Source organism: Citrobacter sp. C13 (assembly GCF_014596815.2).
GTDB lineage: Bacteria > Pseudomonadota > Gammaproteobacteria > Enterobacterales > Enterobacteriaceae > Citrobacter > Citrobacter portucalensis.
On record NZ_CP115024.1, the window covers coordinates 3,033,248 to 3,049,278 of the forward strand.

Consider the following 16,031-nt stretch of genomic DNA (forward strand, 5'->3'; position numbering starts at 1 on the left):
TGAATTATTTGACACCAGCAGTAGTGTATTTATGAATAAGATTTTAGCTAAGTCAGTATTACTTGCATTTTTCGCATATCTTTATTCTTAAATTTCACGATTCAATGTCATCTATCTTCATGTCTCCTCCCGATATATGGAATGAAATGAGCCATGACCAGACCTTAAGATTCTGGCATCAACGGGACGATGACAATGCACGCTAATTCTACCTTTTACTCCTCTAAAAAAACGCTTCTGGCAATTTTTGGCACCACTGCTCTGCTGCTCGCTTCCGGTTTTTCTGACGCGGCAAAAACTGAATATCCTCTGACGATTAAAAACTGTGGCCGCGATATTACATTTAATCAGGCACCAACGCGCGTGGCAACGGTGGGTCAGAACAGTACCGAGATTCTCTATTCATTAGGGCTTGCCGATCGCGTCGTCGGTACTTCACTGTGGTTTGGCCCGGTACTGGATGCCTATAAAACAGAAAATGAAAAAGTTGCCGTTATTGCACAAAATATTCCGAGCTTTGAAGGAATTTTGGCTAAAAAACCGGATCTGGTCGCCAGCCAGTTTGAGTGGCAAATCGGCCCGGCTGGCACGGTTGCCTCTTATGAACAGTTTAGTGAACTGAAGGTTCCTGTTTACACCGCGCCAGCTGACTGTGCGAAAGATAACGAAGATGGTGGTGATGGTGTCCGTAAAGGGATGTTTGATATCACCATGGTGTATCAGGAAGTCGCCGATCTGGCAAAAATCTTCGATGTTCAGGATAAAGGCAAAGCGCTGATTGCCAGCCTTAAAGCACGTGAAGCCGCAGCGAAATATAAAATTACCGGTATTGATAAGAATGTTTCTGCCGTGTTCTGGTTTTCAAGCGCCGATTTACAGCTCGATCCTTACGTTGCCGGGAAGTTTGGCCCAGCAGCATGGATAGCCCAAACACTGGGTGTGAAGAATGTGATTGATTCTGCCGAAGAATGGCCAACAGTGGGCTGGGAAACTATCGCTAAAGCTAATCCTTCTGTCATTGTGCTCGGCGAGATGAGCCGTCGCCGCTTCCCGGCAGATGACTGGAAGGTCAAGATGGAATACCTCAAGTCCGATCCTGTCACCAGGCTGGTTCCTGCCGTTAAGGAAAACCATCTGCCGGTCATTGACGTACAGACAATGAATGCTGGGATCAGAACTATTGATGGGCTGGAAAAACTGGCTGATGCCCTTGTTGAATATGGCTTAGCGCATCCGCAGGCTGCTCATTAATCTACGTTTTGCGCTATATCCTCGCACGGTATAGCGCATCTCTGTTACTCAGGAACGCAGATAATCATGAGTGATCCACGCAGGATGCGTCGTGCCGTTGGTCTGCTTGCGGTGAGAGTCGGTGGGCATGCCGTCTGGGTCAGTGCGCTGATGTGCTGCGTGCTGCTGGCGGGGATTTCCATCGGCGAAACGCTGATCCCCTGGCGGCATGTGCTCAGTACGCTGGCAAATCATCTTTTTGATACCCACTATCCTGTCGATGCGCTGGATGCTGAGATCGTCTGGAACTATCGCCTGACCCGAGCGCTGGTCTCTGCCAGTTGCGGTGCCTGCCTGGCTGTTTCCGGCGTAGTGTTACAGTCGTTGCTACGCAATGCACTCGCCGAACCTTATCTACTGGGGATTTCTGCCGGAGCATCCACCGGAGCGGTGCTGATTGCTCTCACCGGGCTTGGGGCCGGCATTATCAGCATGTCATTGGGGGCTTTCATTGGCGCGCTAACGGCATTTATGTTCGTTGCACTATTGGCAATGGCTGCTGGCGGTAGACAAGGCGGCGGTGTGACAACCCAAATCATTCTTGCCGGCATCGCCAGCTCGCAGCTTTTCAATGCAATTACGTCGCTAATCATCACCCGCTCAGCAAATGCCGAGCAAGCGCGCGGAATTATGTTCTGGTTGTTAGGTAATTTGAGCGGTGTACGCTGGCCCGATGTTGTCTTAGCCATTCCTACCGCTCTGGTCGGTATTGCGCTGTGCTTTTGTTATGCCCGCCATCTCGACGCCTTCTCCTTTGGCGCTGAGTCTGCAGCATCGTTGGGCATTCCAGTAAAACGTACCCGTGCAGTACTGATTGCCGCCGTCACCGGCATGACGGCAATTATGGTCTCCATCGTTGGTGCGATCGGCTTTGTCGGTCTGGTTATCCCGCATGCCGCTCGTCTGCTGGTCGGCAACCAGCATCATCGACTGCTGCCAGCCAGTGCGCTTACCGGCGCGATTTTCCTCATTATCGCAGATGTTATTTCCCGCACGTTACTCCCCGGTCAGGTTCTACCAATAGGCGTGATCACCGCTCTGGTTGGCGCCCCTGCGTTTTCAATCATTCTGATTAGAGGAAACCAGAACAAATGACGGTGAATCTCGTATCCCCCCTTGTGAACTCTGCACAAGCCGTTATTGAAGCCTGTAATCTGCGATGGAAGGTAAAAGGCAAGACGATTGTTGATGATATTTCACTCAGCGTAACGCCTGGTGAGTTTGTCGGCATCATAGGTCCCAACGGCTCGGGCAAAACGTCACTGATTTCACTGCTGGCCGGTTTATTGAAGCCGACTTCCGGGCATATCACTCTGCAGCAAAAGGCGCTCCAGCATTATTCGCGGCGTCATCTTGCGCAACAGGTGGCGCTGGTCGAACAACAGGCTGAAACCAGCGAGCGTCTTACTGCTTTACAAGCCGTTTCTCTGGGGCGAACCCCTTGGCTTAGCATGCTCTCCCCCTGGTCCGCCAAAGATGACGATATTGTGCAAACTATGCTGGAAAAGGTCGATCTCAGTGAATTACAGCATCGCTGCTGGCATACCTTTTCAGGGGGAGAAAAACAGCGCCTGCATATCGCCCGGGCGCTGGCGCAACAACCACAGTTGTTGCTGATGGATGAACCCACCAACCACCTCGACATTCAACATCAGATTGGCCTGTTGAGTCTGGTTAAACGTGAAAAGCTCACGGTGATTGCCGCTCTGCACGATCTTAATCATGCCGCGATGTTCTGCGATCGCGTCATCGTCATGACGTCCGGACATATGGCGATGCAGGGGAAACCTTGCGCCGTTTTTACCCGCGAAAACCTCCACTCCTGGTTTGGAATCGACGCCATCATTGAAAAGGATGCGGGTGGTGAAAATTGTTTTATTCGTTATCAACGGCCTGATGAATTTTAAGGAAGAATCAATGAAATACCTCAAACAGAGTCTGCAAATTTTGTGTTTACTCGCCTTCGCCTCTTCTGCCTTCGCACAAACTCATGAAGTGTTGATGAAAAATCGTGGGACTGGGGGACCAATGGTCTATGAGCCAGATTATCTGGAGATCCAGCCAGGGGATACGGTGAAGTTTATCCGTAAACATAAGAGCCACAACGCGGCTTCAATCGCTGAATTGTCACCGGCTGGCTATCCTGGATTTATGGGAAAAATAGATGAAGAGATCGAAGTTACTTATGACAATGCCGGGTTTTACGGCATCAAATGTACACCGCATTACGCTCAGGGCATGGTGATGCTGATTAAGGTTGGAGATGCCTCGTTACCAGAAAGCTACCGCGCGTTCAAAGCGCCGGGTATTGCTGACAAGCGCTTTCAGGAAATTTACGCGCGTATCGATAAACGTTAATCCGCGATACTCAGGGAGGTATACGAGGTGGCAGATAATAAACTTCCAGATGGCGAAATCCAGGAACAGCGTAGGGAATGCCTGTGTAAACTGACTAAATTTGTCGGTGCCGCAGGCGTCGCGGCTGCCGTCTGGCCGCTGGTTTCGGCCTTGGGCCCGGATGAAAAAACGCTTGGGGAAAATGAACCGATTGATGTCTCTCTTGCAGGTGTTGCTGCTGGACAAACAGTCAGACGTGTATGGCAAGGAAGGTTGATTCTTATACACCATCGCACCCCGGATGAAATTATTACTGCCAGAAGTGCCGACCTGGATACGCTTATCGACCCACAGCCAGACAGCGCCAGGGTCTCTGCAGCCCATCCTCAATGGCTGGTGGTTCAAGGTTATTGCCCACATGCCGGGTGTGTACCCAACGCCCGACCGGGGGGGATGGGTTGGATCTGTCCGTGCCACGGTTCAGAGTTTGATACCTCCGGGCGCGTGACGCGCGGGCCCGCAACTGCCAACCTGGCAATCCCAGACTACGTTATTCATTCCGATGGGCAGGTCGTGCGTATTGGCACGAAGGAAGTCTGAAATGAGGAATGAGCTTGTCTGTTCGCTTCGCGGACGTATCCCCTTCCCTCGCTCTGTTGCTGGACTCTGGGTGTTTGCAATCGGCGCTATCCTGCTAATTATGCTCGGGGTGCAGATCCTTACGGGTATCGTGCTGGCGATGTTTTACGTGCCGACAGCTGAGCTGGCATTTGACTCCATTATTCATATTATGCGCGCGGTTCGCCATGGAGAGCTGTTACGCAACATGCATGCTATTGGCGCATCGCTCTTTTTCTTTGCCTGCTATCTGCATATTTTTCGTGGTATGTACTACAACGTTTACCGCAAGCCCTGGACGACAATGTGGATGGTTAGCGTCACGCTGTATATCCTGCTGATGATGACCGCGTTTCTTGGTTATAGCCTTATCTGGGGGCAAAAAAGCTACTGGGCGGCAACGGTCATTACCCGCTTTGCCCAGGCTATTCCGTGGGTAGGGGATACGCTTTACGCATATTTAGTCGGCAGCCATACGCCGGGTACGCCGATGCTTGGCCGCTTTTTTGTTATCCACTTTATTCTTCCCTTTGTGATTGTCGTCGCCACGGTTATTCATATACGTACCGTACAGTCGGCGTTTGCCCAGGCGATGAAAAAGAAGTTTAGCGAGAAAGAGTCCAGGAGCCTGTTGTTCGATTACAAAATTACCGATCTCGATGCTATCAAAATTACTCTTTTTTTGATGGTTTTCGCCTGGTTTTTATTCTTCGCGCCGCACTATCTGAGCAGCGACGACAACTTTATTACTGCGGACCCAACGATTACACCCGCGATTGTTGCGCCAGAATGGTATTTCCTTCCCTTCTTCTCTATCTTGCGCTGCTTCCCGAATGAATTCGTGGGGCTAGTCGCGATGTGCGGCTCAATACTGATTTTCTATTTTCTACCCTGGCTTGATACTTCCCGGGCTCGTTTTCGCCATTACAGCAAACTGGTTAAGTGCGGATTCTGGCTATGGGTTATTAATGCCTGTTTTTTAGGCTGGTTAGGGTCGAAAGCGCTGGTAGGCCCGGATCTTTTTGATGGCTTTCGTAATGAAGAGGGCTGGATCCGTGCCGCATCCCAGCTTTCGACACTGATTTGGTTTGCCTGGTTTTTAATCGTCTTACCTTGCCGTCGTTTTTTGGAAAAACAGGATTGAGGATGAAACAACTATTGAAATTCAGCGTCCTGTTCTTTTCTCTGTTGGGGCTGGGTTCCTCATATGCGCAGGAAGCCACGCCTGAACGCCAGGAATGGAGCTTCAGTGGTATTACCGGTCAATATGATAAGGAGCAGCTTAGACGTGGTCTGCAGGTTTATGAAGAGAAGTGTCGCGCTTGTCACGGCATGAAACATCTTACCTTTCGGACGTTGACCAGGCCCGGTGGTCCGGAACTCACGGTTGAAGAAGCGAGAAGTATCGCCAGCGGCTATCAGTTTCCTGCGATTCAGGATGACGGCCAGATAAGTGAGCGCGACGGTACGCTAAATGACAGCTTTATATCACCATATCTAAACGAGCAGGAAGCACGCTACCTTAACAATGGCGCTGAACCCGTTGACCTGAGCTATATCGTCCGTGCCCGTTCATACGATCGCGGATTCCCACAATTTTTGTTAGATGCTTTTTTGCCCTACACGGACCAGGGGGCAGATTACGTTTACGCGCTGCTAACCGGCTATCTGCCTGCCGATCCTGAACTGAAGGCTAATCGCTATTTTCCTGGCGGTGTGATTAACATGCCAAAACCGCTGACGAGTGGGGAGATCCAATGGAGCCCGGCGTCGAAAAAAGCTGAAACTGAGGAGCAATACGCCAGGGATGTTACCGCCTTTCTGGCATGGGCTGCCGACCCGGCGCTCTCTGAACGAAAGCAACAGGGAAATTACGTTATGGGCTATCTGGCTATTATGCTGGGCTTGCTATGGATAGCACGACGAATGAAGAGACGTTCGCTCATGTAGGTCTTGCGAGGCCGGGGATTACTCAGTTCACCAGCATTCAACCGGTCAGGTGCGCAGTTGCCCTTGCGCGAGTAAGACGAGTAAAGGAAGGCAAAATATAAACCGAGCAAAATGAAAAAACCCCAAGCTTTTTATAGCTTGGGGTTTATGTTTGGCGGAAGCGTAGAGATTCGAACTCTAGAACCCTTTCGGGTCGCCGGTTTTCAAGACCGGTGCCTTCAACCGCTCGGCCACGCTTCCAATGAGGCGCACTATAAACATCCCGAACGGACCTGTAAAGCACCAATGTGTTCGTTTGCCTGAAAAACAGCCAAAATGTTGTTAATCGACTGAAATAACAACAGATTGACCATTTATTCAGCACGAATACCGGCTATAGCGCTTAATGTTTTTTGATGTACATATCTTTGGTGTAGTAATTTCCCCGGTTATCTGGCGCAAATCCCCCCACCCACGGCTTCACGAGATGCGTGCGGACGTAGTGGTAAACCGGAATCGCGGGCACATCCTCACCTAAAAGGTCTTCAGCCTGCTGATAGTATTTGCCGCGTTCTTCCAGCGAAGTTGCTTTCGCCGCATTACGCATCGCTTCATCAAAGGCGGGATTGCTGTACTTGGTGGTATTCTCGCTATCACCGGTACGGAAAATATTGAGGAAACTTGAGGCATCATCATAGTCGGCTATCCACGCATAGCGCACGACGTCAAAATTACCGGTGTGCATGGTGTCCAGCATGGTTTTCCATTCCTGGTTTTGCAGCTTCGCCTCGACGCCAAGGTTTTTCTTCCACATCGACGATGCGGCAATCGCAATACGCTGGTGCGTTTCGAAGGTGTTGTAGAGCAGATTCAAGCTAAGCGGATGCTCAGGGCCAAAACCGGATTCAGCCAGCAGTTTTTTGGCTTCAGCAATACGCTTTTCGAGCGGCCATGACGCATACTCCGGCGCATGCAGTTTCACCCCACCTATTTCCGGCTGGCTGATAACCCACGCTGCTCGCTGCCCCTGCCCCATCACCTTTTGCGCAATGATGTCTTTATCCAACGCCATATTCAGTGCCCGGCGCACGCGCGGATCATTAAACGGCGCGCGGGTTGTATTGAACTGATAGTAATACGTTGAAAGCTGGGGCGAGACATGCAGTTCATCCCCCATCGTTTTTTTCAGTTGCGCGAACTGATTGACCGGTACGCTATACACAATGTCGATTTCACCGGCCTTATAGCGATTTACGTCAGCCGACTCTGAGCTGATAGGCAAATAAGTAACTTTATTAATAACCGTATGCCGATCGTCCCAGTAATGTGGATTACGCTCGGCAACGATGCGCTCATTGACCACCCATTGCGATAGTTTGTACGCCCCGCTGCTGACAAAATGCTCTGGCCGGGTCCACTTATCGCCAAAACGACCTATCAACACTTTATCCAGCGGGACCAGAGATGGATGCGCCAGCATCGCCAGAAACGCCGCCGTCGGTTGCGTCAGGGTAATTTCCAGCGTGGTATCATCCAGGGCTTTGACCCCTAGTGTAGTGGGATCTTTATTCCCTTGGGCAATATCAACCGCGTTCGCAACGTGCATGTTGCCCAGATACGAAGCATAAGGTGAAGCCGTTTGCGGCGAAACCAGACGCTGCCAGCTCCAGACGACATCCTGTGCGGTAATAGCAGATCCATCTGACCAGGTTATGCCCGAGCGTAAATGGAAGGTCCAGACAGTGTTGCCTTTATTCTCCCAGGATGCGGCTAGACGGGGTTCGATAGACCCATCCTGCTTAACAGTCACCAGACCGTCGAACATATCGCTGATTAAATTAAACTCAACGTTGCTTTCGACTTTATGCGGATCCAGCGATGCCGGCTCACTACCGTTGTTTCTGACCAGTTCCTGCTTTTCTGCAAGTAATGTTCCTGCTGGAACATTTGCCGCCCTCACCGCGCCGTTTATAGACATCAAACAGACAGCCAACAGCGTAAACGTCAATATCTTCGATTTATGTTGAATCATTCCCTTTACCTTATTGCTCTGTTTTATGTAGACACCGCTGTCACTGTCAGAGAGATTCAGGAATAACGCAATATTTTTCAGTTACCTGGTAGATAGCGATCTGACATTTTTGCACATACAGTGCTAACATCTAATTCGGGAACTTTTGTTGAAATAATATGCTTAAGTCTGGCGGGTTAAAATGCGTAAAGATGGGTAAAACCGCTGTGTCATTCCCCTTGATTTCATTATCCTCCATCATTAATTACATCTGTCATAAGAGAGTGACTCATGGATCGTATTATTAGTTCTTCGCGCGAGCGTACATCGCTACTCAGCACGCATAAGGTGCTGCGCAATACCTATTTCCTGCTCAGCCTGACGCTGGCGTTTTCAGCGATCACTGCAACCGCCAGTACCGTACTGATGTTACCTTCTCCGGGACTTATCCTGACGCTGGTGGGTATGTATGGTCTGATGTTCCTGACCTACAAAACGGCAGATAAGCCGGTTGGTATTTTGTCAGCGTTCGCTTTCACTGGCTTCCTGGGCTACATCCTGGGACCAATGCTGAATACATACCTGTCTGCAGGCATGGGTGATGTTATCGCCATGGCGCTGGGCGGTACGGCGCTGGTCTTCTTCAGCTGCTCGGCCTATGTGCTGACCACGCGTAAAGATATGTCCTTCCTCGGCGGTATGCTGATGGCGGGTGTTGTGGTGGTGTTGATTGGTATGGTTGCAAATATCTTCCTGCAACTGCCGGCATTACATCTGGCAATCAGCGCGGTGTTCATTCTGATTTCTTCAGGCGCAATCCTGTTTGAAACCAGCAATATCATCCGCGGCGGTGAAACCAACTATATTCGTGCCACCGTTAGCCTGTATGTTTCGCTGTACAACATCTTCGTCAGCCTGCTGAGTATTCTGGGCTTCGCCAGCCGCGATTAAGATGTCCACACGCATTATCCAGCCCCGCTTATGCGGGGCTTTCTTTTTTGGTAAACTGCCGCCAGTTTGACTAACGAAGTGACGAATTATGTTGATCTTTGAAGGTAAAGAAATTAGTACCGATAGCGAAGGCTATCTGAAAGATACCACGCTGTGGAGCGAGGCGCTGGCGGAGAGAATCGCCGAAAACGAAGGCATTACGCTCTCCGCGGAACACTGGGAAGTGGTGCGTTTTGTCCGCGAGTTTTATCTGGAGTTTAATACCTCCCCCGCTATCCGCATGCTGGTAAAAGCGATGGCCAGCAAGTTTGGCGAAGAGAAAGGCAACAGCCGTTATCTCTACCGCCTGTTCCCGAAAGGTCCGGCCAAGCAGGCGACTAAAATTGCCGGCCTGCCGAAACCGGTGAAATGTATTTAATAGCGGATACTAAATCCTTTTAGCTCGTCGCCAGGACGATGTGGTTCACTGAGAACCCGATCAACCCTGGCGCTGCTCGGCCCCCCGGCTTTCAACCACTTCATCAGTTGTTCTACCCGGTTGCTTTCACCGCAGGCGACAACCTCTACGCTGCCGTCATCCATATTCTTCGCGTAGCCGGTCAACCCCAGCCGTTGTGCTTCATGCTGGGTGGTGTAGCGAAATCCTACCCCCTGAACCCGGCCATAGACCCAGGCGATTATGCAGACTTTCGACATTGCGGTTCTCCTTATCATCACAGCGTGCGTTGCAAATATGCGAAAAACTCAGGACAATGGCGCCCATTTCTTTGAATTGACAGAATAGTAAATTATGAGTGTACGTTTAGTGTTAGCCAAAGGGCGCGAAAAATCATTACTTCGCCGCCATCCGTGGGTATTTTCCGGTGCTGTCGCCCGTATGGAAGGTAAAGCCAACCTCGGTGAAACCATCGATATTGTTGACCATCAGGGTAAATGGTTAGCACGCGGCGCGTACTCACCCGCGTCGCAGATCCGTGCACGCGTCTGGACATTCGACAAGTCTGAGTCCATCGATATTGATTTCTTCACCCGTCGTCTGCAGCAGGCGCAGACATGGCGTGACTGGCTGGCGAAAAAAGACGGTCTGGACAGTTACCGTCTGATCGCCGGAGAATCCGATGGCCTGCCGGGCATCACCATTGACCGCTTCGGCAACTTCCTGGTGTTGCAGTTGCTCAGTGCGGGGGCTGAATACCAACGCGCCGCGCTGATTAGCGCTCTGCAAATTGTTTTCCCGGACTGCGCCATTTATGACCGTAGCGATGTGGCCGTACGTAAAAAAGAAGGTATGGAGCTGACTCAAGGGCCAGTAACGGGTGAGCTTCCGCCAGCCCTGCTGCCAATTGAAGAGCACGGAATGAAGCTGCTGGTTGATATTCAGCATGGTCACAAAACCGGCTATTACCTCGATCAACGCGACAGCCGCCTGGCCACGCGTCGTTATGTGGAAAATCAGCGTGTGCTGAACTGTTTCTCTTACACCGGCGGCTTTGCGGTCTCAGCATTAATGGGCGGATGCCGTCAGGTCGTCAGCGTTGACACCTCTCAGGAAGCGCTCGATATTGCCCGCCAGAACGTGGAACTGAACAAGCTGGATCTGAGCAAAGCTGAGTTCGTGCGTGATGATGTGTTCAAACTTCTGCGTGCTTATCGCGATCGTGGTGAGAAATTCGACGTCATCGTTATGGATCCGCCGAAATTTGTCGAAAACAAAAGCCAGTTGATGGGCGCCTGCCGCGGCTATAAGGACATCAATATGCTGGCTATTCAGTTGCTCAATCCGGGCGGTGTGCTGCTGACTTTCTCCTGCTCTGGGCTAATGACCACCGATTTATTTCAGAAAATCATCGCTGATGCCGCAATAGATGCTGGTCGTGATGTACAATTTATAGAGCAGTTCCGTCAGGCCGCCGATCACCCGGTGATCGCTACCTACCCGGAAGGGCTGTATCTGAAAGGGTTTGCCTGTCGCATCATGTAACTTGAAAAGTGGAATATTACCCTTACATAAAGGGTATCTATTTCCCGGGAGGTGACTATGATTGCCAGCAAATTCGGTATCGGCCAGCAGGTCCGCCATTCCCTGTTAGGTTACCTCGGAGTGGTCGTGGATATCGACCCGGAATATTCGCTTGATCAACCGTCAGCCGATGAGTTGGCGGTTAACGACGAACTTCGCGCCGCTCCCTGGTATCACGTGGTGATGGAAGACGATAATGGTCTGCCAGTGCATACATATCTGGCCGAAGCACAACTGAGTAGTGAGCTACAGGAAGAACATCCGGAGCAACCGTCGATGGATGAACTGGCGCGAACAATTCGAAAACAGCTCCAGGCCCCGCGCCTGCGCAATTGATGCTAAAACAGACCCGATGGCGATTCGCTAATCGGGCCTGTGCGTTTTGTTCGGCTACAGATCAGTCTTACTTCGCCAGTCCCAACCGCGGGATTTCAATCGCCGGACAACGATCCATCACCACCGTCAACCCTGCATCACGAGCCAGTACGGCTGCCTGCTCGTTAATCACGCCGAGCTGCATCCATAGGGTCTTCGCGCCGATGGCAATGGCCTCCTGAGCAACACCCCACGCCGCTTCAGAATTACGGAAGACATCTACCATATCCACTTTCTCTGGTACATCTGCCAGCGTCGCATAGCCCTGCTGCCCCAGCAGTGTTTTTCCGGCAACCTTCGGTGAAACAGGAATAACGTGATAGCCCTGATCGAGTAAATATTTCATCACCCGATAGCTTGGACGATCGGGTTTATCGCTTGCCCCCACCAGTGCAATCGTGCGGGTCGTTGTCAAAATGCCAGCAATATCGGTCTCTTTCATCGTTTTCCTCCAGGCTGTTTAGCAAAGTGTACGACAAACCTGACCTGGCAACCATTCATCCCATACTGGCGCATGAGAGCTAAACTCAAAAATATGTCTATATGTTAGTAAACATGATTATCGAAAAATTTAGATACATCTTATACAGATATTTTCTGGACAGGAGAAACCTATGAAAGCCGGCATTGTGACAGCCTTAATTGCCCTGTGTTTGCCGGTAACCGTTTTTGCTACCTCTCTACGTCTGTCTAATGATATTGATCTTCTGGTGCTGGACGGAAAAAAAGTCTCCAGCTCATTACTGCGTGGTGCCGACAGTATTGAGCTGGAAAACGGTCGGCACCAGCTCGTGTTTCGTGTAGAAAAAACCATTCGCCTGTCCAGCCACGAAGAACGTCTGTATATTTCGCCCCCGCTGGTCATCAGCTTTGATACCCAACTCGTCAGCCAGGTTAATTTCCACCTGCCACGTCTGAGCAACGAGCGGGATGCAACGCATTTTGATGATGCCCCGCGCGTAGAACTGCTGGATGGGGATTCCATGCCTATACCGGTTAAGCTGGATATTCTGTCCATCACGTCAACCGCAAAAATCGTAGATTATGAAATGGAAACAGAGCGCTATAACAAAGCGGCTAAGCATGCGTCTTTACCGCAATTTGCCACGATGATGGCCGATGACAGTTCACTGCTTTCCGGGGTATCTGAACTGGATCGCGTGCCGCCTCAGTCGCAAACGCTGACTGAGCAGCGCTTAAAATATTGGTTTCAACAGGCTGACGCACAAACGCGAAGTAACTTCTTACAATGGGCGGAGAAACAACCCCCATCGTGACATTTATGTTCGCATACGCATTTTTTTTGTCTTTCTCTTGCAGCGTCAAGTGCTTCCAGTACTCTGTAACAAGGTTAACTTGGGAGCTGTACTATGGAATTAACGACTCGCACATTGCCAGCGCAGAAACATATTGCGTTGGTCGCACACGATCACTGCAAAAAGATGTTGATGAGCTGGGTTGAACGCCACCAGCCATTACTGGAAAAACACGTTCTGTATGCTACAGGAACAACAGGAAATTTAATTCAACGCGCGACAGGAATGGACGTCAACGCCATGCTGAGCGGCCCGATGGGGGGTGACCAGCAGGTGGGTGCGCTAATTTCAGAAGGGAAAATTGATGTGCTGATTTTCTTCTGGGATCCGCTTAACGCCGTTCCCCACGATCCTGATGTCAAAGCCCTGCTACGCCTGGCCACAGTCTGGAACATTCCGGTCGCCACCAACGTGTCAACGGCTGATTTTATTATCCAGTCGCCAAACTTCAACGACGCAACGGATATCTTGATCCCGGATTACGCCCGTTATCTTGCAGAACGCCTCAAATAAACGCTAAGCAGGCGGCAACTGCCGCCTGCTTTTCAGGGTTTCCGGGTCACCGGAACGTCTAATTGCTTAAGCTCATCAACAAAGCATGATGGCGCGTCTTTGCTAAACAGTAGCCATACCCGATGCCGCGCACGCGTTAGCGCCACATACAGCAACCGTCTCTCTTCTGCATCAGGAAAATCTTCAACAGCCGGGAGTAACGCCTCTTCCATAATCGACTCACGAGCCGGAGCCGGGAAACCGTCATTCCCTTCATGAAGCCCCATAACAATGACGTAATCCGCCTGCTGCCCTTTGCTGGCATGAATAGTCATAAAATCCAGCTGCAGCTTGGGCCAGCGGGTGGCCGCTTTGTCCAGGCTGGCAGGTTTGAGATGATGGTATCGCGCCAGCACCAGAATTCTCTCTTCGGCTTTCACAAAACCCGACAGCTTATCCAGCAACAGATCTAACTGGCTTTCGTCGAGCAACGTGACGGCTTTTTTATCACCGGTCGTCAGACTGTTCAGCGGTTTTTTGAGCTGGTGTGGGTTTTGCTGGATAAACTGGTTTGCGACTTCGCCAATACGGCTATTAAAACGGTAAGTCGTATCCAGATTACAGCTATCGCCCTCACCAAAATTTTGCTGAAATGCGGTTGTCAGAGAAAGCTGTGCTCCGCTGAACCGGTAAATGGCCTGCCAGTCATCTCCCACGGCAAACAGCGTAGTCTGCGAGTTTTGCTTACGCAAGGCGGCTAACAGGGCGGCGCGCTGAGGGGAAATATCCTGAAATTCATCGACCAGAATATGTTTCCACGGACTGATAAACCGCCCCTTCTCCAGAATGACAATAGCCTGATGGATCAACCCGGAGAAATCGACGGCATTCTCATCCTTCAGGGCACTCTTCCAGGCCTTGAGCAGCGGCGCCATTAGCTTTATGCGTTTACTGAACAGATCACGGATCTCCTCCGGAGCATTAGCAATCATCTCCGCCTGCGCTCCGCCATGCATTCGCATCAAACTAACCCAGCGATCCAACCGGGAAGCCAGACGACGCTGTAATTTTTCGTCATCCCAGAAGTTACCTTCGGGTACAGACCACTGCATTTCTTCTTCTAACCATTGTCGCCAGCCTTTAGCCTGAGCCTTTTTCTCACTGCACTGCTGACGCCAGGTTGTTATAAAGAGTTTGTTGCGCGCGATAGCATCATTTTCCAGCTTGCTCACCGTTGGAGCTTTTTTGCTACCTTGCGAAATAATGTGCAACGCCAGTGCATGGAACGTCCGCGCGGTGACCTCATCCGTATGCAGACGCTCACGGATGCGGTCATCCATCTCCTGGGCTGCTTTGCGTCCAAACGCCAGCAACAGGATCTGTTCTGGTGCGGCTTCTCCTCGTGCAAGCAACCAACCCGCCCGGGCAACCAACACAGATGTTTTACCGCTTCCAGCACCTGCAAGTACCAACAATGATTGCTCACCGTTCACCACCGCGCGCGCCTGAGCAGGGTTCAACGGCGAAGATTCAACATGCTGGAAAAACTCGTCATACTCTTCCAGCATTGCATCGGTGTACGCCTGATTGTGCTGTAAGCGGCAGGCTTCAATGTCTTTCAGCCATGCCTGGCATTGACGTAACGCCTCCCGGCAATTTTCAAATTCCTCCAGCCGATTAACCGGGAGCGGTAACGCGGCAAAGGCACGGCGAATCTGCTGCTGCAGCCCTGATGTTTGTTCGCGCGTCAGCCACTTACTTTCACTAGTACGCGCCGCTATCGCATCCAACTGCTGCTGTAAAACCCCCGCAGCAACGTCACTCATTTCCTGGCTCCACTGTTGCCAGAGCGCATTCAAATGATGATGGAAGCGCTGGGTTTCCGCCCACTCTGTACCGTGAAGACGAACTACCTTTTCATCCGGGAGTACAAACTCCAGCTCGCCCCATACCAGACCACGTTTGCAATGAATAGCCAGTAACTGATTGAAGGGAATAAGATACTCGTGACGATCGCCGGAAACTTTAATCCCGGCATTGAGAATAACGGCCCGATCGTAAGGGTGTTGTGCCAGACGTTTTCCAAGAGAAGTTGCTTTCAGTTCCATAAGACTCAAGCGGATCCACACGAAGAGGTTTGCTTATCAGTGTAACCGCCAGAGAAAACGTGCTCCAGCCCAAAAAAACGTTACAATTGCCGAATTCACAGAAAACCAGAGTTAACCGAGGGTTTATGCGTACTGTTCTGAATATTTTAAATTTTGTGCTTGGGGGGTTCGCCACCACCCTGGCCTGGTTACTGGCAACGCTGGTCAGTGTCGTGCTTATTTTTACTTTACCCTTGACCCGTTCATGCTGGGAGATAACCCGACTTTCGCTGTTTCCCTATGGTAACGAAGCGATTCATGTCGATGAACTGAATCCGGCCGGTAAAAGCGTCCTGTTAAATACCGGCGGCACCGTGCTCAATATTTTCTGGCTGATTTTCTTCGGCTGGTGGTTGTGCCTGATGCACATTATCTCTGGTATTGCCCAGTGCATAACGATTATTGGTATTCCGGTTGGCATTGCAAACTTTAAAATCGCTGCCATTGCGCTCTGGCCGGTGGGTCGCCGTGTGGTTTCAGTAGAAGTTGCCCGTGCAGCGCGTGAAGCCAATGCGCGTCGTCGTTTTGAATAATCAGGACCGATG

General features: G+C 50.9%; 18 protein-coding genes and 1 tRNA gene. 14 read left to right on the forward strand and 5 right to left on the reverse strand.

What is annotated here, in order from left to right:
- The first annotated feature begins 195 nt into the window (after positions 1-195).
- From IB222_RS14600 to IB222_RS14630, 7 genes are all read left to right on the forward strand, one after another.
- Positions 196-1,251 (forward strand): ABC transporter substrate-binding protein, encoded by a 1,056-nt coding sequence (locus tag IB222_RS14600; protein ID WP_149384714.1) that lies wholly within the window; start codon positions 196-198, stop codon positions 1,249-1,251.
- 66 nt (positions 1,252-1,317) lie between these two features.
- Positions 1,318-2,385, forward strand: a complete 1,068-nt coding sequence (locus IB222_RS14605; RefSeq protein ID WP_149384715.1) for an iron ABC transporter permease — start codon at positions 1,318-1,320, stop codon at positions 2,383-2,385.
- Entirely contained in the window at positions 2,382-3,197 is an 816-nt protein-coding gene (locus tag IB222_RS14610) for an ABC transporter ATP-binding protein (RefSeq protein ID WP_003832021.1), read from the forward strand. The genes IB222_RS14605 and IB222_RS14610 overlap by 4 nt, the downstream gene beginning before the upstream one ends.
- 10 nt (positions 3,198-3,207) lie before the next feature.
- Positions 3,208-3,648: a pseudoazurin gene (locus IB222_RS14615; RefSeq protein WP_032934409.1), complete on the forward strand. Its 441-nt coding sequence runs from the start codon at positions 3,208-3,210 to the stop codon at positions 3,646-3,648.
- Positions 3,649-3,675: 27 nt separating this feature from the next.
- Positions 3,676-4,227, forward strand: a complete 552-nt coding sequence (gene petA, locus IB222_RS14620; protein ID WP_126318544.1) for a ubiquinol-cytochrome c reductase iron-sulfur subunit — start codon at positions 3,676-3,678, stop codon at positions 4,225-4,227.
- A 1-nt stretch (position 4,228) separates the two neighbouring features.
- Positions 4,229-5,389 (forward strand): cytochrome b N-terminal domain-containing protein, encoded by a 1,161-nt coding sequence (locus tag IB222_RS14625; RefSeq protein WP_149384716.1) that lies wholly within the window; start codon positions 4,229-4,231, stop codon positions 5,387-5,389.
- A gap of 2 nt (positions 5,390-5,391) precedes the next feature.
- Entirely contained in the window at positions 5,392-6,195 is an 804-nt protein-coding gene (locus tag IB222_RS14630) for a cytochrome c1 (RefSeq protein ID WP_149384717.1), read from the forward strand.
- A 152-nt stretch (positions 6,196-6,347) separates the two neighbouring features.
- Here the strand turns inward: IB222_RS14630 and IB222_RS14635 are convergent.
- Together IB222_RS14635 and IB222_RS14640 are read right to left on the reverse strand one after the other, a co-directional pair.
- Positions 6,348-6,435, reverse strand: a tRNA-Ser gene (locus IB222_RS14635).
- 142 nt (positions 6,436-6,577) lie between these two features.
- The gene (locus IB222_RS14640; RefSeq protein WP_149384718.1) at positions 6,578-8,206 is read right to left on the reverse strand and encodes an ABC transporter substrate-binding protein; all 1,629 of its coding nucleotides are present in this window, start codon (positions 8,204-8,206) and stop codon (positions 6,578-6,580) included.
- A gap of 270 nt (positions 8,207-8,476) precedes the next feature.
- Here IB222_RS14640 and yccA point away from each other — a divergent pair, with 270 nt between their 5' ends.
- Positions 8,477-9,136: an FtsH protease modulator YccA gene (gene yccA / locus IB222_RS14645; protein WP_008784297.1), complete on the forward strand. Its 660-nt coding sequence runs from the start codon at positions 8,477-8,479 to the stop codon at positions 9,134-9,136.
- An 88-nt stretch (positions 9,137-9,224) separates the two neighbouring features.
- Positions 9,225-9,554, forward strand: a complete 330-nt coding sequence (gene tusE, locus IB222_RS14650) for a sulfurtransferase TusE (protein ID WP_003832010.1) — start codon at positions 9,225-9,227, stop codon at positions 9,552-9,554.
- Here tusE and yccX read toward each other — a convergent pair.
- Positions 9,551-9,832 (reverse strand): acylphosphatase, encoded by a 282-nt coding sequence (gene yccX / locus IB222_RS14655; RefSeq protein WP_003832008.1) that lies wholly within the window; start codon positions 9,830-9,832, stop codon positions 9,551-9,553. The genes tusE and yccX overlap by 4 nt on opposite strands.
- Positions 9,833-9,926: 94 nt before the next feature.
- On the opposite strand from yccX, the gene rlmI reads away from it, so the two are divergent.
- Both rlmI and hspQ read left to right on the forward strand, forming a co-directional pair.
- Positions 9,927-11,117 (forward strand): 23S rRNA (cytosine(1962)-C(5))-methyltransferase RlmI, encoded by a 1,191-nt coding sequence (gene rlmI, locus IB222_RS14660; protein ID WP_008784294.1) that lies wholly within the window; start codon positions 9,927-9,929, stop codon positions 11,115-11,117.
- Positions 11,118-11,174: 57 nt separating this feature from the next.
- Entirely contained in the window at positions 11,175-11,492 is a 318-nt protein-coding gene (gene hspQ / locus IB222_RS14665; protein WP_003035905.1) for a heat shock protein HspQ, read from the forward strand.
- Between the two features lie 67 nt (positions 11,493-11,559).
- Here the strand turns inward: hspQ and IB222_RS14670 are convergent, their stop codons facing one another.
- The gene (locus IB222_RS14670) at positions 11,560-11,973 is read right to left on the reverse strand and encodes a CoA-binding protein (RefSeq protein WP_003035903.1); all 414 of its coding nucleotides are present in this window, start codon (positions 11,971-11,973) and stop codon (positions 11,560-11,562) included.
- Positions 11,974-12,145: 172 nt separating this feature from the next.
- Here IB222_RS14670 and IB222_RS14675 point away from each other — a divergent pair, with 172 nt between their 5' ends.
- Positions 12,146-12,808, forward strand: a complete 663-nt coding sequence (locus IB222_RS14675; protein WP_016149882.1) for a DUF2057 family protein — start codon at positions 12,146-12,148, stop codon at positions 12,806-12,808.
- Between the two features lie 93 nt (positions 12,809-12,901).
- Entirely contained in the window at positions 12,902-13,360 is a 459-nt protein-coding gene (gene mgsA / locus IB222_RS14680) for a methylglyoxal synthase (RefSeq protein ID WP_003035897.1), read from the forward strand.
- A 32-nt stretch (positions 13,361-13,392) separates the two neighbouring features.
- On the opposite strand, the gene helD is transcribed toward mgsA, so the two are convergent.
- The gene (gene helD, locus IB222_RS14685; protein ID WP_148362155.1) at positions 13,393-15,447 is read right to left on the reverse strand and encodes a DNA helicase IV; all 2,055 of its coding nucleotides are present in this window, start codon (positions 15,445-15,447) and stop codon (positions 13,393-13,395) included.
- A gap of 125 nt (positions 15,448-15,572) precedes the next feature.
- Between helD and IB222_RS14690 the strand changes: the two genes are divergently transcribed.
- Positions 15,573-16,019 (forward strand): YccF domain-containing protein, encoded by a 447-nt coding sequence (locus IB222_RS14690; RefSeq protein ID WP_003831998.1) that lies wholly within the window; start codon positions 15,573-15,575, stop codon positions 16,017-16,019.
- Positions 16,020-16,031 lie beyond the last annotated feature (12 nt).